Origin of the sequence: Brachybacterium vulturis (genome assembly GCF_002407185.1) — a bacterium.
GTDB lineage: Bacteria > Actinomycetota > Actinomycetes > Actinomycetales > Dermabacteraceae > Brachybacterium > Brachybacterium vulturis.
This window is the reverse complement of sequence record NZ_CP023563.1, coordinates 1,731,147-1,751,425: the sequence shown is the minus strand read 5'-3', so window position 1 is coordinate 1,751,425 and position 20,279 is coordinate 1,731,147. Positions and strand designations below refer to the sequence as shown.

Sequence of the window (20,279 nt, the reverse complement as noted above, 5' to 3'; positions counted from 1 at the left end):
AAGACAAATTCCGCATCGACCCGAGGGAGCACGCGACACATGGCGCGCATCATCTACACCCACACCGACGAGGCGCCGATGCTGGCGACCGCATCGTTCCTGCCGATCCTCGATGCCTTCTCCGATACCGCCGGGATCGAGGTCACCACCCGTGACATCTCCCTGGCCGGTCGCATCGTCGCGGCGTTCTCCGATCTGCTGCCCGAGGACCAGCGCGAGTCCGATGCGCTGGCCGAGCTGGGTGAGCTCGCGAAGTCCCCCGAGGCCAACATCATCAAGCTGCCCAACATCTCCGCCTCGGTGCCCCAGCTGAAGGCCGCCGTGGCCGAGCTGCAGGCCCAAGGGATCGCACTGCCGGACTACCCCGAGTCCCCCTCCACCGACCAGGAGAAGGACATCCGTGCCCGGTACGACTCGGTCAAGGGCTCCGCGGTGAACCCGGTGCTGCGCGAGGGCAACTCCGATCGCCGCGCGCCCGCGGCGGTGAAGAACTTCGCCAGGGCCCACCCCCACCGCATGGGCGCCTGGAGCACGGACTCCAGGACGTCGGTGGCCACCATGGCTGCCGACGACTTCCGGGACAACGAGCAGTCCGTGGTCCTGCAGGCCGAGGACACCCTGTCGATCGTGCACGTCGCGGCCGACGGCACCGAGACCGTGCTCAAGCCGTCGATCCCGGTGCTCGCCGGTGAGGTGGTCGACGCCACCGTGATGCGCGCCGCGGCGCTGGAGACCTTCCTGCGCGAGCAGATCACCGCCGCGAAGGAGCAGGGCGTGCTGTTCTCCCTGCACCTGAAGGCCACCATGATGAAGGTCTCCGACCCGATCCTGTTCGGTCACGCCGTGCGCGCCTTCTTCCCCACCCTGTTCTCCGAGTTCGGCGAGCAGCTGGCCGCGGCGGGCCTGTCCCCCGACAACGGCCTCGGCGGGATCCTGGCCGGGGTCGAGGACCTCGACGCCACCGTGCGCGACGGGGTCGCGGCCGCCATCGAGAAGGACCTGGAGGCTGGCCCGGACCTGGCGATGGTCAACTCCCACAAGGGCATCACCAACCTCCATGTCCCCTCCGACGTCATCATCGACGCCTCGATGCCGGCGATGATCCGCGGCGGCGGCAAGATGTGGAACCAGGACGATGCCGAGCAGGACACCCTGGCGGTCATCCCCGACTCCTCCTACGCCGGCGTCTATGCCGCGACCGTCGAGGACTGCCAGGCGAACGGCGCCTTCGACCCCACCACCATGGGCACCGTCCCGAACGTGGGCCTGATGGCGCAGAAGGCCGAGGAGTACGGCTCCCACGACAAGACCTTCGAGATCGCCTCCGAGGGCCGGGTCGAGGTGCGCGACGCCGCCGGTGCCGCTCTGCTGAGCCATGAGGTCGCCGTCGGGGACGTCTTCCGCGTCTGCCAGGCCAAGGACGCCCCGATCCGCGACTGGGTCCAGCTCGCGGTGCGCCGTTCGCGCGAGTCCGGGATGCCCGCGGTGTTCTGGCTGGACGAGTCCCGCGCCCATGACCGCAACCTCATCGCGAAGGTCCAGGAGTACCTGGCGGCCCCGGTGGACGGCGCAGGCACCGAGGACCTCGATATCCGCATCATGTCGCCGGTGGACGCCACCCGTCACACCCTGGAGCGGGTGCGGCGCGGCGAGGACACCATCTCGGTGACCGGCAACGTGCTGCGTGACTACCTCACCGACCTGTTCCCGATCCTGGAGCTGGGCACCAGCGCCAAGATGCTCTCGGTGGTGCCGCTGATGAACGGCGGCGGCCTGTTCGAGACCGGCGCCGGCGGCTCCGCCCCCAAGCACGTCCAGCAGCTCATCGAGGAGGACTACCTGCGCTGGGACTCCCTCGGCGAGTTCCTGGCGCTGGCCGAGTCGCTGCGTCACCTGGCCCGCACCGCGGACAACCAGCGCGCCCGCGTGCTCGCCGACGCGCTGGATCGCGCCACCGAGACCCTGCTGAACGAGGGCAGGTCCCCGCAGCGCAGGCTCGGCACCATCGACAACCGCGGCAGCCACTTCTACCTGGCCCTGTACTGGGCGCAGGAGCTGGCCGCACAGAGCGAGGACTCCGAGCTCGCCACCGCCTTCGGCCCGATCGCGAAGGAGCTCACCGACGGTGAGCAGACCATCGCCGAGGAGCTGCTCGCGGTGCAGGGCGAGCCCGCGGACATCGGCGGCTACTACCGCCCGGACCTGGAGAAGATCGCCGCGGTGATGCGCCCGTCGAAGACCTTCAACCGGATCCTCGAGGAGATCTCCGCGGCGCTGTGACACCCGAGCCTCAGTGATCCCGACGAAGAGGACGCCTGCTGGCCCGGGACATCCGGTACGGCAGGCGGCCCTTCAGCGGCCCACGTCTCGAGGACTCGCCTCGAGGACCGGCATCACGGCAGATCAGCATCCTGCGTGCTCGATGCGACGACCGCGCTGCGGACGCGATCGAGAATCTGCGTGCGGGGAAGCAGCCGCGCGAGAGCCGCGATGCGGTGGGCGCGATCGGTGCCGAGCTCCTGGTGCATCTTCGTGCGAAGCTGCCGGTAACGGTCGACGTCAGCGCCCGCCAGATTCGGCGCCGACTCATCCGACTCTGCGGCGGCCAGCACCAGCTCGGCTGTCTCGAGTCGTCCGACCAGGGTGAACACTTCGGCGAGAATTCGCATCGTGGTCCATGCCTGCGGCCAGTGGCCCCGTCGTTGCTGAAGATCCAGCAGGGTGCGGGAAAGGTCGAGGGCGTCGGCCGTCCGGCCGCTGCGAGCCAGCGCGGACAGCAGCGCCACCCTGGTGACCGTGGCGATCTGCTCGGCATGGGAGGTGTCAGCCACTCGAGCCGCTTCCCGCAGGACGTCGGCGGCCGCTTCCACGTCACTGGTGAGCAGCACTTCGCCGCTGGCATAGAGCGCGAATGCCAGCCGGGGGGCGGCCCCGCTGCGTTCGGCCGCCCGGGACGCGGCAGCGGCGTGGAGCTCAGCGTCGGCTGTGGCCCCGGATGCCACGAGCACCAGCGCCAGCGCGGCGTGTGCATCGACCACGTAGGCCGCGGAAAGGTCATCGAGCGAGGCGACCTCCTGCCAGAGCCTCGCCGCCTTTCCGCGCTCTCCGGCATAGACGGCCGCAACGCTCAGCGATGTCAGGGCAAGGTATCGCTCCTGCGTCGTGACAGCCGCCCGCAGGGCGCTCAGGCCGAGCCGCTCGGCTCGATCGAGCTCGCCGCGCTCGACGGCGACCATCGCCGCCGCGGCGCGTGCACGGGAGGCTTCCTCTGCTCCCGGGAGGTCGGGATGGTCGCCGACCTGGATCGTGACCTCGGCCAGGGCGGTTCCAGGGACCCAGTGAACGCACGATCCCGCGTTGCCGACGATGCGGGCCGCCAGGTCTACTCGTCCCCCGGATATGGCCCCGGCCGCGGCTGCGGCGAGGTCCGCCTGCGTGAGGTCGAGGAGGGCCAGCGCCGTCGTCGCGCCTGGACCGACCGCCTGCTCGGACAGCATGTCGCTGCGGTCTGCCGCCCATCGCCAAAAGGTCGCGGGGGTGTCCGCGTCGGCCCATTCACTCGCGTATGCGCGCACCGGTCCCAGCAGGCGGAAGCGCGGTGCGATCTCACCTTCGATCGGCGTGACCAATGAGGCGTGGACCAGCCGGGACAGGCCGGAGCGAGCCTGCCCCTCGGGCGCGACCTGCTCGGCGTCATCGAGCCCGAAACCTGCGCTGAACGATGCGAGCCGACTGAGCAGTGCACGGTCCCCTCCCTCGAGCAGGTCGTACGATCGCGCGACGACGGCGCGCAGCGAACCTGCCTCGCTGCCGCCGAGCTGCACGCCGGCCGCAAGTTCCTCCCGCACGGCTCGCACGCCGACCGTGGCGGCCTGAGTCGCGGCCAGTTCGAGCGCCAAAGGCAAGCCGTCGAGGAGACGACACATCTCGCCTGCGTCGTCCACCACGGGTCCGGTGAGATCCGTCGCGGGCCGCAGACGCCGCATCCGTTCCAGGAACAGCCGCATGGCCGGCGTCGTGACTGCACGGTCCGGAGGGTCCGCAGGGCAGGGCGACGGCAGCGTCCCCAGGGGGAGCACCTGTTCGACCTCCAGCTCCAGCCGACGGCGGCTCGTCACCACGAGGTGGACGCGCGGTGCCGTTCGCCAGACGGGCTCCACGAAGCTCCGTGTCTGCTCGCGGACACCCTCGCAGCCATCGAGGACGAGGATCAGCGACGTGGCGCCGAGGTACTCGATCACGGCGGCACGAGGATCGGAGGTGGCCCCGAGGCGGAGCGTCGCCGCGACTGTCTCGTCGACCTCTCCCGGAGCGGCATCGGCCAGTTCGACCACCGCGACCGGGCGGGCGAGCCGCCGGGAGAGCTCGGGCAGGACCTCGGCCACGAGACGACTCTTGCCGACCCCGCCCGGGCCGGTGACGCACACCAGCCTGCCATCGGTGACGGCCCGCAGGAGCGCGAGGGACTCGTCTTCCCGGCCGATGAAGAGATCTCCGGCCGGCTGCCACCCCGGTGGTAGGTGCGGGGGTCGTGGCAGGGACGGCTGGAGGGCCGGACCTGTGTGCTGCGGAACGGCGTGGCCGAGGATCTGCACCTGGAGATCCCGCAGCGTCGGAGACGGATCGAGGCCCAGTTCCTGGGCGAGGTGTTGGCGCAGCGTCTGAAAGTGGTCAAGGGCATCTGCCGTTCTGCCGGCCCTCGAAAGAGCAGTCATGAGCAGTCCGTGGGCGTGCTCACGCAGAGGCTGCTCGTCGACGACCCGCTGCAGTCGGGAGACGGCCCCGTCGGCGTCGCCGAGCTCGAGCGCGAGCATCGCACGGCGCTCCATGAAGTGCATCCACAGCTCGTCGAGGCGGACGGCTTCTGCCCGGGCGACGTCCATGTCGGCGAACTCGGAGTACGCAGGACCGCGCCATAGCTCCAGAGCAGAATCGAGCAGTACGGCCCCTTGCTGAGGCGGCGTGGTCCCGGCCCGCCGGCACAGCTCCTCGAACCGGGCGACGTCGACTGCATCAGCGGGAAGCTCGAGGTTGTAGCCGGCCGGGCCTGTCCGCACGACGGACTCGCCGATCGCTGCTCGCAACCGGAACATGATCGTCTGCACGGCGCCGTGCGGTCGGGCCGGCAGGTTCTCGCCCCACACCGCTGTGGCGATCGCGTCCGCGGAGACCGGATGGGGAGCGTGGATCACGAGCGTGGCCAGAGCCGTTCGGAGCCGCGCGCCGCGCATCTCGATCACCGCCCCAGCGCTCCGGACCTCGAGCGACCCCAGGACGCCGATCTCCACTGGTGCCATGACCATGGCCCCATTGTCCACCCGCGGCAGGCCCGTGAGAGGTCGGTGAAAGGGCTCGTGGGCACAGTGGGTTCCCCACCGAGCAGTTCATCCCTCGATCAGCAGGAGATACAGGTCATGGCCACAGTCAGCAGTATGGGATTCGAGAAGGGCACAGAACTCGACGAGACTTACGCACGGTCAGGCAACAGAGTCCCCATGCTCCATGGATTCTATCTCGGGTACGGGGTGGGCGACACGACGCCACCGGACAACCATCTCAACATGCTCATGCTGCTGCCCGGCGGGGACTCACAGGACCTGACACCGAATGCCGCCCGGCCTCATCTTTCCGTGCCGGACGGTCGCCTCGCAGTCTCGTTGCGCGACAGGGACCCGGACAGCGGCTCGGATTGGTACTTCTACCGTGCGGCCCACGCGCTCCTGCCGCGTGGTTCACGGTTCCAGATGCGTGATCTGGGCGCGGTCGGAACGGTGGAGAGGAGGATTCCGCGAGACAGGCTCTCACCGTTTCCTCGCCTGTACGCACTGACCGGTTTCACGCTCTACTTCACAGGCGGGCGGGATCACCACATCGATCAACTCGGTGTGCAGATCAGTGGCGATGTCCTCACCGTGACGTTCAACGACAGGAACGACGACGATGTCTTCGGGTACCTCGTCGACTTCGTGTCGATCCCGCAGGCGGGCATGAACATCGCCACGGGCAGCTCGTCCGGTGTGGCCAAGGGTGCAGACAGGACAGATCTGGACGCTCCCCCGCGCGCCGAGTTCGGAATCACCGGCTTCCACTTCGACTACACCACGAAGGATCATCACATCCGGGACGTGGGCGTGCTTCGCAACGGCCCGTACCTGGACGTGTACTTCGGTGACAGGAACGGAGACGATCGCTTCACCTGGAGCGTCAACTGGGTTCATGTCTCACCGCAGATTGCTCTGCCGGTCGGCTGATCACCCGTCGAGGCTCTCGTGCCTGGTCGTCGCGGAAATGCCCGTGGGGATCACCGCGTCCTCACCACATGGAAGACTCGGTCCATGCCCGTCATCCCCTCACCCGTCGACGGCATCGAGCTGCGCTACGACGTCTCCGGCTCCGGCCCGGCCCTGGTGCTGCTGCACGGCTCGGTCCTCTCCCGAGCGATCTGGCGCGGGCTGGGCTACCTCGGGCCGCTCTCGACCGAGCACACGGTGGTCCGGGTCGATCTGCGCGGGCACGGCATGTCGGGAGCGCCCCATGAGACGTCGGCCTTCACCCAGCAGACCTTCGTCGCCGATCTGCTCGCCATCCTCGATGCCGAGGACATCGCACGCGCCGCGCTGCTGGGCTACTCGCTCGGGGCGCGGGTGGCGCTGAGCACCGCGCTCTCCCATCCGGACCGGGTGACGCACCTGATCAGCCTCGGCGGTTCCGCCTCCGCACAGCACGGCGTCGTGGACTCGGTGTTCTTCCCCGGCGTGATCGAGGCCGTGCGGACCGAGGGCATGGAGGCGTTCTGCGCCGGGCAGGGCCTGGGTCCCGAAGTCGTCCCGCGCCACGCCCGGGCCACCCGCACCGCCTTCCTCGCGGCTGATCCCCGGGCGGTCGCGGCCCTGCTGGAGGCCACGGACCGGACCCCGGCGGTCCCGGATGACGTGCTCGCCGGGTCCGCAGTGCCGGCCCTGTGGATGGCGGGCACCGAGGATCATCCGCGATTCGAGGAGTCGCAGCGGGCCGCCGCACTGATGCCGGATGCGGAGTTCGTGCCGCTGCCGGGCCGCGACCACGGCGCCACCCTGTTCCCGCCGGACGAGGTGCTCGCGCACGTCCTGCCGTTCCTGCGCTGAGACGAGTTCAGTGCTGCGTACGGCACCCCTCGAACGCCGGGAGCGGTGCCGCCGGTCGCACTCGGCGCCGCTGGGCGGGGCTGCCGCGCAGCCGGGCGGGGCCGGTCAGAGGATCTGGCGCACCAGTGCGAACAGGGCGACGGCGACGATGATGCCGCGCAGCAGCCACTCCGGCATCCGCTTGGCGAGGTGGGCACCGAAGTATCCGCCGAGCAGAGCACCGACGGCGATCGCCGCGGTCGCGAGCCAGACGATCTCGACCCCCAGCACGAAGTGCGCGATCAGGTACACGGTGGCGGCGGCGAGGTTCACGATCAGGCTGAGCAGGTTCTTGATGCTGTTGACCGAACGCATCGAGCGCCCGGTGAACGCACCGAGCACGCCGAGGTAGAGGATGCCCTGAGCAGCGGTGAAATAGCCGCCGTAGACCGAGGCGGCGCCCATCGTGCCGATCAGGCCCGGCGAGCGGTACGGGCTCCGTGACGCGGCCCCGACGATCGCATCCGTCCCGGCCTCCGTCGCAGCGCCCCCCTCGAGCGCAGGGCCGGCGGCGGTGACCGGGCCACGGCCTCGCTCCGCTGCCGCGGTGGCGGTGCTCCCGGCCGCTCGGCGTGCCGCGCGCCGTTCCTGAGAGGAGCGGAGCGCGGCGGTGATGCGCTTCTGGAAGACGACCATGCCCAGTGCGAAGACGATGAGCAGCGGCACGATCACATCGAGCGCGCCGGTGGGAGAGATCAGCAGCAGCAGCGCACCGCCGGTGGCGCACACGGCGGTGACCGCCATGAGCGGGCCGAGATTCCCCTTCTCCTCAGCGATCTCGCGGCGATACCCGTACACGGAGCCGAAGGTCGAGAAGAGGATCCCGATGGTGTTGGTGCGCACCGCGACCCCCGGCGGGATCCCGAGGGCCAGCAGCACCGGGAGGGTGAGCAGCGACCCGGAGCCGACTGCGGCGTTGATGGCTCCGGCGAGGGTGCCCATGACGAGCAGGACGATCAGCGAGACGGGTTCCACGAGCGTCGACTCTACCCACGAACTCACGTGCGGCGGCTCGCGTCCTGCCCCTCGGCCGCGAGCCGCCGCAGCCTGGACGGGTCAGCCCGCGGGCAGCAGCCAGTCGTTCGGCGCGAACAGCTCGATGTGCACCCGCTCGGGATCCGCCCCGAGCTCCTCCAGCTGCCCACGCACGTTCTGCAGGAAGCCGTGGGAGCCGCACAGGTAGATCGCGGCGTCCTCGCGCAGGTGCTCGGCCCGCAGGCCCATCCGCCCCGCGTGCACCCTGACCCTGCCCGTGGCGGTCCCGGGGAGCTCCTCGGCGGGCTGCGCGGAGGTGAACCACAGCCCGAGCCGCGCATCCGCCCCCTCGGGCAGCGCGCACACGGTCGCCACCAGCTCGCGGACGTGAGCGGAGTCGCCCGCGTCCCGGTCGGCGTGCAGCACGCGCACCGGGCGGTGGGGCTGCGCGGCGGCGAGGTGGCGCAGCATCCCGAGCATCGGGGTGATGCCGATGCCGTTCGAGATCAGCACCACCGGGTCCTCGCTGCGGGTCTCCAGGGCGAGGTCGCCGTAGGGCAGGGTGACCTGCAGCCGGTCGCCCTCCCGGAGGTTCCCGTGGAGCCAGGAGGAGACCTCGCCCCGGGGGTCCGGATCCGCGGCGTCGACGCGACGCACGGTGATCCGCCAGCGGCCCTCTCCCGGGGCGTCCGAGAGCGAGTACTGGCGCAGCTGTCGGGCGCCGTCCGGCAGTCGCACCCCGACGGTGGTGTACTGGCCGGGGACGAAGTCCCGCAGCGGCTCCTCGCCCGCCACGGCGCAGAGCACATAGGAGGCCACGCTCGAGCTCTCCTGGGTGCGGCGGAGCACGACCGCCTCCCGGAACACGTCTCCGGGGGCGACCTCGGCCGCGGCGTACAGCTCCTTCTCGAAGTCGATGAGGGTGGCCGCCATGTGCCAGTAGACCGCATCCCAGGCGGCGGCGATCTCGGCGGTGACGGTCTCCGCCCCGAGCACCTCGACGATCGCCGCCATCAGGTGCTCATGGACGATGCCGTACTGATCCTCGGTGATGCCGAGGGAGGCATGCTTGTGGCCGATGCGCCCCAGCATCTCGCGCGGGCTCGGGGCCTCCGGGGTCACCAGCAGGGTGGCGTAGGTGGCGACCGAGGCGGCGAGCGCCTTCTGCTGGGCGCCCTGCGCCTGGTTGCCCCGGTTGAAGGTATCCGCCAGCAGCTCCGGGTGGGCGCTGAACATGCGCTGGTAGAAGACCGGGGCGATCTCCTCGATGTGCGCACCGACCAGCGGGAGGGTCGCCTTCACGGCCTCTTCGTGGGCTGGTGCGAGCCGGGCGTCCGGATCCAGCTGCGGGTGGAGAGCATGGGCGACATCGACGGTCACGTCGGTTCCTTCCTGGTGGGGTGGAGCATTCCGACGCTTCCGCGACGAGCTCGCCTCAACGGTAGGGATCCGACGGCTCCCGGACCCGCGACCTTCGTCCTGACCGGTCCGGGTCCAGCGCTCTGCGTGCTGTCAGTCCCCGGCCTCGGCCTCGGCCACGGCGTCCCGGAGCACCTGGGCGTGAGTGTGCTCCGTGTCCTTCGCCGCGAACAGCAGCACCAGACGCGTCGCACCGGCGTCGATCGCCCGCCGCCGCAGCGCCTGGGCGGCGCCGGAGTCGTCGAGCTCCCTGCGGTAGTGGCCGGCGAACTCCTCGAAGTCCAGCTCCCCGCTGTGGAAGGCGGTGCGGAGGTCCGAGCTGGGGGCGGCGTCCTGGTCCCAGTCGTCGTGCTGCAGGCGCTCCTTCTTCACGCCCCGCGGCCAGAGCCGGTCCACCAGCACCCGGAACTCCGTCGGGTCGGAGCCCTCGTCATCGAGCATGTCGTGGACGCGGGCCAGGTCGATGTGCAATGCGGTCATCAGAACTCCTTCGATGGGCGACCACCAGCGGTGAGTCAGCAGCGATGCGGTGGCCGGAGAAACGATGCGGTGGCCGGGGAAACGCAGGGACCCGGCCCGCGCGACGGCGAGGACCGGGTCCGGGAAGCGGGGCGCCTCAGACCAGGGCGGCCTTCGCGGCCTCGTAGTCGGGCTCGTCGGTGACCTCGGCGACATGCTCGGTGTGGACGACCGCGCCGCTCTCGTCGGTCACGACGACCGCGCGGGAGAGCAGGCCCGCCAACGGGCCGTCGTCCATCGTCACGCCGAAGTCCTGGCCGAAGGTGGAGCGGAAGGCGGAGCCGGTGACGACGTTCTCGATGCCCTCGGCGCCGCAGAAGCGGGCCTGGGCGAAGGGCAGGTCCTCGGAGACGCAGACGACCACGGTGTTCTCGAGGCCCGCGGCGAGCTCGTTGAACGTCCGCACGCTCATCGCGCAGGTGCCGGTGTCCAGCGAGGGGAAGATGTTCAGCACCACGCGCTTGCCGGCGAGGTCCGAGCTGCTGACGGCGGACAGGTCCTGGCCGACGAGTTCGAAGGCCGGCAGGGCGGCGCCCTGCGAGGGCAGCTCGCCGACGGTCGTGACGGGATTGCTGTGGAAAGTAACGGAAGTCATGCCGCCATCATCATCCTTCGAGCCCAGCGGTACAAATTGGCCCCTGGGGCGTCTCGGGGAACCGGGGCCGCGATCAGTCCATCGTCGCGCGCAGGCGTCCGATCTGCTCCGGGACGTCGAAGTCCGCTGCGGGCCACTGCGGGTCGATGCCCTCCAGTGCATCCAGCAGCAGCTGCTGCACGGCGATGCGGGCGTACCACTTGCGGTCGGCCGGGACCACGGTCCAGGGGGCGCCGACCGTCGAGGTGGCGCGCAGCGCCTGCGTGTACGCCTCCATGTAGTCGTCCCAGTGCGCGCGCTCGTCGACATCGGCCGGGCTGAACTTCCAGTGCTTGTCCGGCCGTTCCAGTCGTTCCAGCAGCCGCTTCCCCTGCTCCTGGCGGGAGATGTGGAGCATGACCTTCACGACCGTGGTGCCGGCCTCGGTGAGCTCCCGCTCGAAGGCGTTGATGGCGGTGCAGCGCTCGCGGATCTCCGCGGCATCGGCCCAGCCGTGCACCCGATGGATCAGCACGTCCTCGTACTGCGAGCGGTCGAAGACCCCGATGATCCCGGGAGCGGGGGTGTGCTTGCGGATCCGCCACAGGAAGTCATGACGCTTCTGGGCCGGGGTGGGCGCCTTGAAGGCGGTGATGTCCACGCCCTGCGGGTCCACGTTCCCCACCACGTGCCGCATGATCCCGCCCTTGCCGGCGGTGTCCATCCCCTGCACGATCAGCAGCACGGAGCGGCCGTCCCGCTCTCCGTGATGCGCCGCGTACAGGCGCTCCTGCAGGTCGTCGAGCGCACGATCGCGCAGTGCGAGCAGCTCCTTGCCGTCGGCCTTCTTCCCCTCGAAGCCGGGGGTGGCGCGCGGGTCGAACCCGGTGACCTCGCCGGTCCAGCCGGAGTCGAGGGGAAAGCCCCTGGGCGTCCGCTCCGGGGCCGCGGTCTTCTTCGACTTCTTCGACGTCTTCGCCATGCAGGCAGAGTAGACCCCTCGCCCCCGGCGCGTCGGCGATCCGCGGCTGACTTGACTCCGCCGCCCCGGCGGCGGAATGTCGTGGCATGACTCTCACCGCCATCACCCACGCCCACGTCGTCCCGATCCAGGGCGAGCCCTTCGACGGCACCGTCCTGATCCAGGACGGCCGCATCACCGACCTCGGCCCGGAGCTGGAGGTCCCGGCGGAGGCCGAGGTCCTCGATGCGGCAGGCGGTTGGCTGCTGCCGGGCTTCATCGACGCCCATGTGCACCTCGGGGTCGCCGAGGAGGGTGAGGGCTGGGCCGGGGAGGACACCAACGAGATGACCGAGCCCGTGATGGCCGCGGCCCGGGCGATCGATGCGATCAACCCCGTCGAGATCGGCTTCGACGACGCGATCGTCGGCGGGATCACGGCGGTGAACGTCAACCCCGGCTCCGGGAACCCGATCGGCGGCCTCGCGGTCGCGATCCGCACCCACGGCCGGGTGGTGGATGAGATGGTGCTGCGCAGCCCCTCCGGGCTGAAGGCCGCGCTCGGGGAGAACCCCAAGCGGGTCTACGGCGAGCGTTCGCAGACCCCCTCGACCCGGCTCGGCGTCGCCCTGACCATCCGGCAGGCCTTCGCGAAGGCCCGTGCCTGGGCCGCCAAGCCGGTGGAGGACCGCGACTCGGACCTGGTCTCCGAGGCGCTCAGCCGGGTGCTGGCGCGGGAGATCCCCTGGCGCCAGCACTCCCATCGGGCCGATGACATCGCCACCGCACTGCGGATCGCCGAGGAGTTCGGTTTCGAGCTGGTGCTCGACCACGGCACCGAGTCCTACCTGATCGCCGACCGGATCGCGGAGGCCGGGGTGCCGGTGCTCTACGGCCCGCTGATCGTCTCGCGGTCCAAGGTGGAGGTGCGTCACCGCACCCCGAAGGCGCCCGGCATCCTCACCGCGGCGGGGGTGAAGGTCTCGATCATCACGGACCATCCGGTGGTGCCGATCGAGTTCCTCGTCGACCAGGCCGCCCTCGCGGTCAAGCACGGGATGGCCCCGGCCGATGCCCTGCGGGCGATCACCCTGAACCCGGCCGAGGTGCTGGGGGTCGCGGACCGGCTCGGCTCGCTGGCTCCGGGCAAGGACGCGGACCTGGTGCTGTGGGAGGGGGATCCGCTGGACGTGCGGCACCGGACGCTGCGCGTATGGCAGGGCGGCCGTGAGGTGATGCATCGCGATGCGGCCGGCGAGCCGGTGATCGCCCCGCGCTGACGACGGGAGGGGCCGCGTCGGCGCCCGGGGGGTCTCCGGGCGCCGCCGAGGTCAGTCGTCGATCCGGACGTCGCCGGTCTCGACGTCGACCTCCACCTCGACGTCTCCTCCCTCGGCGCGGTCGATGTCGATCTGGTAGCGGATGGTGCCGCTGTCGGAGTCCAGCTCCCAGCCGCTGACCCGCCCGGGTTCCTGACCGAGCGCGATCTCGATCGCCTCGGAGGGCGTCATCGGCGCGGTCACGTCGACCACGGGATCCTGGTCGTCGTCCTCATCGCTCTCGTGCTCGGTGACCTCGCCGGTGGTGGCGTCGATGTCGAGCTCGTGCTGGGTGCCCTCCTCGAGGAGCACGATCTCCCACTCCCATGCTCCGGCGCGGTCGTCGTGATCGATCTCGATCTGGACCAGGTCGCCGCCGCCGGTGGTCTCGGTGGCGATCTCGATCGCGCGCTCGGCGGTGATCGGCAGCTCCGCGGTGGCCAGATCCGCGTCCGCAGGCAGCGCCTCCGCTGCGGGATCCTGCTCATCGGGCGCCTCCGCTCCGCCATCGCTCGCGGCCCCGTCGGCGGTGGCGTCGTCCTCGGCCGGGGCACCGGCCTCGGAGTCGCCGCCGCCGTCGGAGGCACCGCCGTCCTGGGCGGTGCCGGGCTCGTCCGCAGGGGCGGCACCGTCCTCACCCTGCTCGGTGCCGCCGCAGCCGGCGGCGAGGGCGATCACGAGCGCGCCGAGCGCGGCGGCGCGGGCGGTGCTGCGGGGACGGAGGATCGTGCGGGTCATGGCGGGACACCTTCCTGGGGAGGGACTCCCGCCGCCCTGCGGCGCGGTCCCGAGGTCATGGCCGTGGAAGCGGCCGGATATACCCAGCGTAGAGGCGAAGCAGAAGGTCAGGGCGACTCTGAGGGGACTCTCATCCCCACCTCATCTGCCCGCTCCCGTGCCTCTGCGCACGGGCAGGTCGCGAACGGGCTCGGCTAGGATCGACCGACGAGAGCCGATCGCTGAGGCGCGACGGGCGACAGCCGAGGCCGAGCCGGGCGCGGCCCGGCAGCGGGATGCGGAGACACGGGAGCGAGCATGAGCGAGGACACCGAGGACGGTGCCGACCGGGTCCGGCGGATCGTGCGTGTGCGGGGCCGGGTGCAGGGGGTCGGGTTCCGGATGGATGCCGCCGCCGAGGCAGCACGGCTGGGGGTCGGCGGCACCGTGCGGAACCTGCTGGACGGCAGCGTCGAGGCGGCGCTCGAGGGCAGCCCCGAGGCCGTGGAGGCGATGATCGCTCAGCTGCGCCGGGGTCCCTCCGGCGCCCGGGTCGACGGGGTCGACGTGCGCCGGGAGGATCCTCGCGGCGTCGCCTCGTTCCGGATCACCGGTTGAGCGACGCCGCCGGGTCCGGGACCCGGGAGGTGCGCAGATAGTGCCCGACCAGCAGCGCCCCGCCGCCCACCATCAGCACCGAGGTGAGGATCATCGGGGTCAGTCCGGCGGCGTCGAGGATCAGCCCGCCGATCAGGGCCCCGATCGCGATCGCGGTGTTGAAGCCGGCACTGTTCAGCGCCGTGGCCTCCTCCAGGACCTCTCCCGCCTCGGAGCCGATGAAGGCCTGCATCGCCACCGAGATAGCGCCGACGCACAGCCCCCATCCCGCCATCACCGCCAGCGCTCGCCGCGGGTCGTCCATCACGGTCAGCACGGCGAGCAGGCTCAGGCCGATCCCGGTGACCACCACCAGCACTGCGACCGGCGGGCTGCGGCGCACCAGCGGGCCCACCGCGAAGTTCCCCACCAGCCCGGCGACGCCGAACACCAGCAGCATCAGCCCGATGTCCCCCAGCCCCACGCCGGCGCGCTCGAGCAGGACGGGGCTGATATAGCTGTAGGTGAGGAACTGTCCCACCACCGCCAGCGCGATCAGGCCGAGCGCGTAGCGCACCCCGCGGGTGCGGGCGGCGGCGAGCATCATCCGTCCCGTCACCTTCACCGGGGAGCGGACCGGCTCGACCAGCACCAGGATCAGCAGGGCGACCCCGGCGGCGACGATCCCGACCACCGCGAAGGCCAGGCGCCACCCCAGGTGGGTGCCGATCCAGGCGGCCACCGGCACCCCGAGCACGAGCGCTCCCCCGGCGCCGGCGAAGGCGATGGTCAGCGCCCGGGCGGCATGCTTCGCGGGCACCTGTCCCAGGGCGACGATCGCCATCACCGCCCAGTACAGGCCGATCGCGACCCCGGCGAACAGCCGCGCCAGCAGCAGCACGGCGAAGGTCGGGGCGATGACGCTCAGTGCGCAGGACAGCGCCACCGAGGCCAGCGCCAGGACCAGCACCAGCCGTCGGTCCAGGCCGCGCACCAGGACGGGTGTGCACAGGGCGACCGCGCCGGCGAGGATCCCCGGGACCGTGACCGCGAGACCGGCCACGCCCTCGCTCACGCCGAGATCCGGAGCCATCACGCTGAGCACCCCGATGGGCAGCTCCTCGACGGTGATGAGCACGAAGATCCCGATGGCGAGCGCCACCACTCCTGCCCATCGGCGTGCGCTGTCCACTGTGCTCCTTCGGTCTCCGGCCTGGTCGAACGCTCACACGATAGGGCACCGCCGGTCCCCGGACGGCGGACGTCCCCGGCCGCTCCTGGCGGCCGGGGACGTCACGCGTCTGCAGTCGGTGACGGGCGCTGTCAGCCCACGGCGCCGAAGGCCTCGCCGATCTCCTGCTCGCCGTCGTTGTAGGGCAGCGTCTTCCCGGCCGTGCCGGGCCGCTCGAGGGCGGCCGCGATGGTGCGGGCCACGTTGCCGCGAGAGACGGTGCCGGCCTCGGCGGCAGCCAGCGCGATCCGCCCCGTCGGCTCCTCGAGGGTGAGACCGGAGGGCTGCAGGATCGTCCATGCCAGCTGCGTGCCGCGCAGGTGCTCATCGGCCTGCGCCTTGGCCTCCGCATAGGCGTGGAAGGGCTCCGACTCCGGGACGCCGTGGTCCAGGCTCGCCCCGAAGTAGCTGATCATCAGGTAGCGATCCGCGCCGACCCGCTGGGCGGCGTCCATCGAGGCGATCGCCGCGTCCTGATCCACGGCGCGGGTGCGCTGCGGGGCTCCGCCGCCGGCTCCGGCGGTCCACACCACCGCGTCCTTGCCGCGCAGCAGCTCGTCCCAGCCCGGTCCGTCGAGGGTCTCGATGTCGGTGAGCACCGCCTGGGCGCCGGTGGCCTCCACCTCCGCCGTGTGGTCCGGGTTGCGGATCACTGAGTGGACCGTGTGGCCGGCCTCCACCAGCAGCGGGGTCGCGAGCAGCGCGACCTTGCCATGTCCTCCGATGAGTGCGATATCCATGTCCTCACCATGTCACCGCAGCCGGACGCCGTCGACCCCCGGGCCGCCGCTTTCGCTGTGGGGTGATTCCGGCCCGGCGACCGACCGCGGTGGGCGGCTCCGGATCCCGGCTCGACGGTGCCGGCGGGGCCGACTCGCCCGGTTATCCTGGCCCCGGTCGCCGCAGGGCGGCCCGCTCCTCGAGGGAAGGGACCTCAGCATGGCCGGTGGACTCGCCGCACTGCTCGATGACGTCGCCGTGCTCGCCCGCCTGGCCGCCGCCAGCGCCGATGACGTGGCGGCCGCGTCCGCGAGAGCGGGGTCGAAGGCCATGGGCGTGGTGATCGACGACGCCGCGGTGACCCCGCAGTACGTGAAGGGGCTCAAGCCCCAGCGCGAGCTGCCGATCATCTGGCGGATCACCAAGGGCTCCTTCCGCAACAAGCTGCTCTTCATCCTGCCGGCCCTGCTGCTGCTGAGCGTGTTCGCGCCCTGGGCACTGACCCCGATCCTCATGCTCGGCGGTCTGTATCTGAGCTTCGAGGGTGCGGAGAAGATCTGGGAGCTGGTCCGTGGCAAGCCCAAGCAGGCACCGGCCGCCGCCAAGGGCCCGGACGCCGAGGACAAGATCGTCTCCAGCGCGGTGCGCACCGATCTGATCCTCTCCGCGGAGATCATGGTGATCTCCATGAACTCGATCGAGGCGGAGTCGCTGTGGGCGCGCGCGATCGTGCTCGTGGTGGTCGCGATCGGCATCACCGTGCTGGTGTACGGCGCCGTCGGCATCCTGGTGAAGATGGACGACGTGGGTCTCGCGATGGCGGCCGAAGGTGACTCCGAGTTCAAGCGGACCTTCGGCCACGGCCTGGTCCGGGCGATGCCGCGCGTCATGGACGTGATCAGCTACGTGGGCATGGTCGCGATGCTGTGGGTGGGCGGCCACATCCTGCTGGTCGGCACCCACGATCTCGGTCTCGCCCAGCCCTACGGCCTCGTCCACCACCTCGAGCAGATGGTGGCGGGCGTCGCCGCGGTCGGCGGCGTGCTCGCCTGGCTGCTGAACACCTTCTGCTCCTTCGTGTTCGGGCTGCTGATCGGCGCCGTCGTCGTCGTGATCATGCACGTCCTGCCCTTCGGCCACCACGGGGGCGAGGAGGGCGCGCAGGTCCCGACGGAGCACGGCACGGAGCGCGGTGCGGAACACGGGAGCGGCACGGGGCGGAGCGGGCCCCGCGACCCTGACGATCGGCAGTCCCCGCCCCCCTCGGACGTTCGCTGAGCGAGCGCTGGGGCCCGTCGATGCCGGACCGAGGCCCCGACGTCGACGGAACCTCAGAACCGGGCGGTCAGCCCTTCGACGGGGTGACCGGCGGCTCGGCCGACCAGGGGAAGACGATCCACTCGTCGGTGCGGCGCCAGACGAAGTCGGGATCGACCACCGAGGCGGACTTCGCGTAGAGCACCGCGCTGCGGGCGTCGGCCCCCATCTCGCGCAGCAGATCCAGCACCAGGGCGAGGGTGCGACCCGAATCGGCGACGTCGTCGACCACCAGCAGGCGCTTGCCCTGGATCGACTCGGTGTCGAGCATCGGGGCCAGCAGCACCGGGTCCGGCAGCGTCTCGTGGACATCGGTGTAGAACTCGACGTTGATCGCGTCGGAGAGCTTCAGACCCAGCGCGTAGGAGAGGGAGCCGGCCGGCAGCAGACCGCCCCGGGCGACCGCGATGATGATCTCCGGGTCGAAGTCAGAATCGGCGATGGACTGCGCGAGCTCCCGCGAGGCGGTGCCGAACAGCTCCCACGTCAGCACCTCCTTGGCGACGAGGTCGGACGAGTCGGCGTGAAAGGCCTGGGACATCGGTGCTCTTCTCCTGGGGGTGCGGTGCTCGCAGCGTGCTCCGATGGTAACGGCCCGCGGGCGCCCGGGACGTCCCCAGCGCGGTGACGATGGCGGATGCCTCACCCCTGTGCGGTGCCTCCGGAGCCCTCCCGCTCCGGCCCGGAGCCGGACTGCTCCGGCCCGGACCCACGCTGCTCCGTGCCGCCCTCGGAGAGGTACTCCCCGGTCTCATAGTCGTACTCGACGGGGTTGCCCTCCTCGTCGGTGCGCACGTACCAGTCGGTGACCTCCGCGGCGGTGGAGTCGAACTCGGCTCCGGTCGCGAACTCGCTGTCGGTGCTGGTGGGCTCGACGCTGAGCGCGAAGTGGTCGCCGTACTCGGCGACCCCGACCTTGACGGCGTTCTCGATCGCCACCTCCTGGTAGTGGTCGCGGATGATCATCGGGTCATTGCGCAGCTCCTTGACCAGCGCCACCACCATCAGGATGAGGATCACGGCGAAGGGGAGCGCGGTGACGACGATGAGGTTCTGCAGGCCCTTCAGAGCGTTCTCCCCGCCGAACTGCAGGATCACCACGGCGATCCCCGCCATGCACAGCACCCAGAACGCGGTGATCAGGCGCCGGGGCGAGGGATTGCCCTTCTGGGACAGCTGCGAGTTCACCAGCGAGGCGGAATCCGCCGAGGTGATGAAGAAGATCCCCAGCATGATGATCACGATCGCGGAGATGACCACGCTGCCGGGCAGCTGGTCGATGACGGCGAAGAAGATCTCCGCGGGCAGCGGGAGTGAATCGATCGTGCCGTCGGGGGCGATCGCCAGGTCCGGGTCCGCGATCCCCACGGTGTTGCCCGCGGCATCGAGCTCGCTCGCGCGGCGCTGCAGCCAGATCGCGGTCCCGCCGAGCACGGCGAAGGCGAGCACGATGATCGACGAGGGGATCAGCAGCACCCCGAGCACGAACTGGCGGATGGTGCGGCCGCGGGAGATCTTCGCGGTGAACACGCCGACGAACGGGGCCCAGCTCACCCACCACGCCCAGTAGAACGAGGTCCAGGAGGACAGGAACGCCTGCATGTCCTCGCCCTCGGACATATTGGCCCCGAGCATCGCCGGCAGGGTGCCGACGTACTCGGCGATCGCCCCGGGGATGATGTTCAGCAGGAACACGGCCGGGCCGACGACGAAGATGAACACGGCCAGTGCGAGGGCGAGGGCCATGTTGATGTTCGAGAGCCAGCGGATGCCGCGGTTGACCCCGGAGACCGCGGAGGCGATCGTCCCGATGGTCAGCACCATGATGATGGCCATCGCCACCCCGTTGCCGGCGGTGCCCAGCCCGGTGACGATCTCGACGCCGCGGGCGATCTGCATCGCGCCGATGCCGAGGGAGGCGGCGGTGCCGAACAGGGTCGCGATGATCGCCAGGCCGTCGATGATGCGACTGGGCAGCGAGCTGGAGTCCCCGCCCCACAGACCGGAGACGATCGCACTCATCAGCGGCACGCGTCCGCGACGGAAGGACACGTAGGCGACCGCGAGCCCCACGATCGCGTAGATCGCCCAGGCGTTGAAACCCCAGTGCAGGGCGGACTGGGCGATCGCCCCCTTCATCGCCGCGATCGATCCGCCGTCGTACGGCGCTCCGGGACGCGGCGAGAGATAGAAGGTCAGCGGCTCGTAGGGCCCGAAGAAGATGATGCCGATGCCGATGCCGGCGCCGAAGAGCATCGCCGCCCAGGAGGCCGTCCCGTACTCGGGCTTCTCTCCGTCCAGACCCAGGGGGATCTTCCCGTAGCGGGAGAAGGCGAGGACGAGGAGCACCAGGACCATGCCGATGGCGATCACGTTGAAGATCCAGCCGAGGTTCTCCATCACCCAGCTCAGGGCCGCGCCGGAGATGTCGAACACCTGTTGCGGCGAGAGCGCACCCCAGACCACGAATCCGATGATCAGCGCTCCGACCACCACGACGACCCCGCGGTCCACGCCATAGCGCACCTTCTGGTCCTCGACCGCGACGCCGGGCACGAGCGCAGGGTGGATGCGGTGGGGGTAGTTCACCTCCGACAGGAACCGGCGCGCCTGCTGGCGCGTGGTGAAGAAGCGGACCCGGCGCTGGGCCGCGTACTCGTCGGCCGCGGCAGCCGTGCCGCGCGAGGTCTCGCCGGGTGCGGACTGCCGAGTGCGGCTCTCCGGGTGCTCAGGGTCAGGACGGTTCATCGATCCTCCAGGAGTCAGC

17 protein-coding genes are annotated in these 20,279 nt (G+C 70.8%); 6 read left to right on the top strand and 11 right to left on the bottom strand.

What is annotated here, in order from left to right:
• Positions 1-39: 39 nt before the first annotated feature.
• On the top strand, positions 40-2,280 hold the full coding sequence (locus CFK38_RS07880; protein ID WP_096802584.1) for an NADP-dependent isocitrate dehydrogenase: 2,241 nt from the start codon (positions 40-42) through the stop codon (positions 2,278-2,280).
• A gap of 113 nt (positions 2,281-2,393) precedes the next feature.
• Here the strand turns inward: CFK38_RS07880 and CFK38_RS07875 are convergent, their stop codons facing one another.
• Positions 2,394-5,297, bottom strand: a complete 2,904-nt coding sequence (locus CFK38_RS07875; protein WP_157773411.1) for an AfsR/SARP family transcriptional regulator — start codon at positions 5,295-5,297, stop codon at positions 2,394-2,396.
• A gap of 117 nt (positions 5,298-5,414) precedes the next feature.
• Between CFK38_RS07875 and CFK38_RS07870 the strand changes: the two genes are divergently transcribed.
• Both CFK38_RS07870 and CFK38_RS07865 read left to right on the top strand, forming a co-directional pair.
• On the top strand, positions 5,415-6,251 hold the full coding sequence (locus tag CFK38_RS07870) for a hypothetical protein (protein ID WP_096802582.1): 837 nt from the start codon (positions 5,415-5,417) through the stop codon (positions 6,249-6,251).
• Positions 6,252-6,335: 84 nt separating this feature from the next.
• On the top strand, positions 6,336-7,124 hold the full coding sequence (locus CFK38_RS07865; RefSeq protein ID WP_096802581.1) for an alpha/beta fold hydrolase: 789 nt from the start codon (positions 6,336-6,338) through the stop codon (positions 7,122-7,124).
• Between the two features lie 105 nt (positions 7,125-7,229).
• Here CFK38_RS07865 and CFK38_RS07860 read toward each other — a convergent pair whose 3' ends face one another.
• The 5 genes from CFK38_RS07860 to CFK38_RS07840 all read right to left on the bottom strand — a co-directional run bounded on the left by CFK38_RS07860 (position 7,230) and on the right by CFK38_RS07840 (position 11,632).
• Positions 7,230-8,138 (bottom strand): sulfite exporter TauE/SafE family protein, encoded by a 909-nt coding sequence (locus CFK38_RS07860; RefSeq protein WP_096802580.1) that lies wholly within the window; start codon positions 8,136-8,138, stop codon positions 7,230-7,232.
• A gap of 81 nt (positions 8,139-8,219) precedes the next feature.
• Complete coding sequence (locus CFK38_RS07855) at positions 8,220-9,518, bottom strand: globin domain-containing protein (protein WP_096802579.1); 1,299 nt, start codon at positions 9,516-9,518, stop codon at positions 8,220-8,222.
• A 132-nt stretch (positions 9,519-9,650) separates the two neighbouring features.
• Positions 9,651-10,037: a DUF488 domain-containing protein gene (locus CFK38_RS07850; RefSeq protein ID WP_096802578.1), complete on the bottom strand. Its 387-nt coding sequence runs from the start codon at positions 10,035-10,037 to the stop codon at positions 9,651-9,653.
• A 136-nt stretch (positions 10,038-10,173) separates the two neighbouring features.
• Positions 10,174-10,671, bottom strand: a complete 498-nt coding sequence (tpx, locus tag CFK38_RS07845) for a thiol peroxidase (RefSeq protein ID WP_096802577.1) — start codon at positions 10,669-10,671, stop codon at positions 10,174-10,176.
• Between the two features lie 73 nt (positions 10,672-10,744).
• A complete protein-coding gene (locus CFK38_RS07840; RefSeq protein ID WP_096802576.1) occupies positions 10,745-11,632 on the bottom strand; it encodes a PPK2 family polyphosphate kinase in 888 nt (295 codons plus the stop codon).
• A gap of 86 nt (positions 11,633-11,718) precedes the next feature.
• On the opposite strand from CFK38_RS07840, the gene CFK38_RS07835 reads away from it, so the two are divergent.
• On the top strand, positions 11,719-12,891 hold the full coding sequence (locus CFK38_RS07835; RefSeq protein WP_096802575.1) for an amidohydrolase: 1,173 nt from the start codon (positions 11,719-11,721) through the stop codon (positions 12,889-12,891).
• 51 nt (positions 12,892-12,942) lie between these two features.
• On the opposite strand, the gene CFK38_RS07830 is transcribed toward CFK38_RS07835, so the two are convergent.
• Positions 12,943-13,668 (bottom strand): PepSY domain-containing protein, encoded by a 726-nt coding sequence (locus CFK38_RS07830; protein WP_096802574.1) that lies wholly within the window; start codon positions 13,666-13,668, stop codon positions 12,943-12,945.
• Between the two features lie 297 nt (positions 13,669-13,965).
• Between CFK38_RS07830 and CFK38_RS07825 the strand changes: the two genes are divergently transcribed.
• Positions 13,966-14,265 (top strand): acylphosphatase, encoded by a 300-nt coding sequence (locus CFK38_RS07825; protein ID WP_096802573.1) that lies wholly within the window; start codon positions 13,966-13,968, stop codon positions 14,263-14,265.
• On the opposite strand, the gene CFK38_RS07820 is transcribed toward CFK38_RS07825, so the two are convergent.
• Both CFK38_RS07820 and CFK38_RS07815 read right to left on the bottom strand, forming a co-directional pair.
• Positions 14,255-15,436: an MFS transporter gene (locus tag CFK38_RS07820; RefSeq protein ID WP_096802572.1), complete on the bottom strand. Its 1,182-nt coding sequence runs from the start codon at positions 15,434-15,436 to the stop codon at positions 14,255-14,257. The two genes, CFK38_RS07825 and CFK38_RS07820, sit on opposite strands and share 11 nt — an antisense overlap.
• A gap of 131 nt (positions 15,437-15,567) precedes the next feature.
• Complete coding sequence (locus CFK38_RS07815) at positions 15,568-16,215, bottom strand: SDR family oxidoreductase (protein WP_096802571.1); 648 nt, start codon at positions 16,213-16,215, stop codon at positions 15,568-15,570.
• A gap of 199 nt (positions 16,216-16,414) precedes the next feature.
• Here CFK38_RS07815 and CFK38_RS07810 point away from each other — a divergent pair, with 199 nt between their 5' ends.
• Positions 16,415-17,473, top strand: a complete 1,059-nt coding sequence (locus CFK38_RS07810; RefSeq protein WP_096802570.1) for a DUF808 domain-containing protein — start codon at positions 16,415-16,417, stop codon at positions 17,471-17,473.
• Between the two features lie 67 nt (positions 17,474-17,540).
• Here CFK38_RS07810 and CFK38_RS07805 read toward each other — a convergent pair whose 3' ends face one another.
• Together CFK38_RS07805 and CFK38_RS07800 are read right to left on the bottom strand one after the other, a co-directional pair.
• Complete coding sequence (locus tag CFK38_RS07805; RefSeq protein WP_096802569.1) at positions 17,541-18,053, bottom strand: phosphoribosyltransferase; 513 nt, start codon at positions 18,051-18,053, stop codon at positions 17,541-17,543.
• Positions 18,054-18,154: 101 nt separating this feature from the next.
• On the bottom strand, positions 18,155-20,260 hold the full coding sequence (locus CFK38_RS07800) for a BCCT family transporter (protein WP_157773410.1): 2,106 nt from the start codon (positions 20,258-20,260) through the stop codon (positions 18,155-18,157).
• Positions 20,261-20,279: the final 19 nt, after the last annotated feature.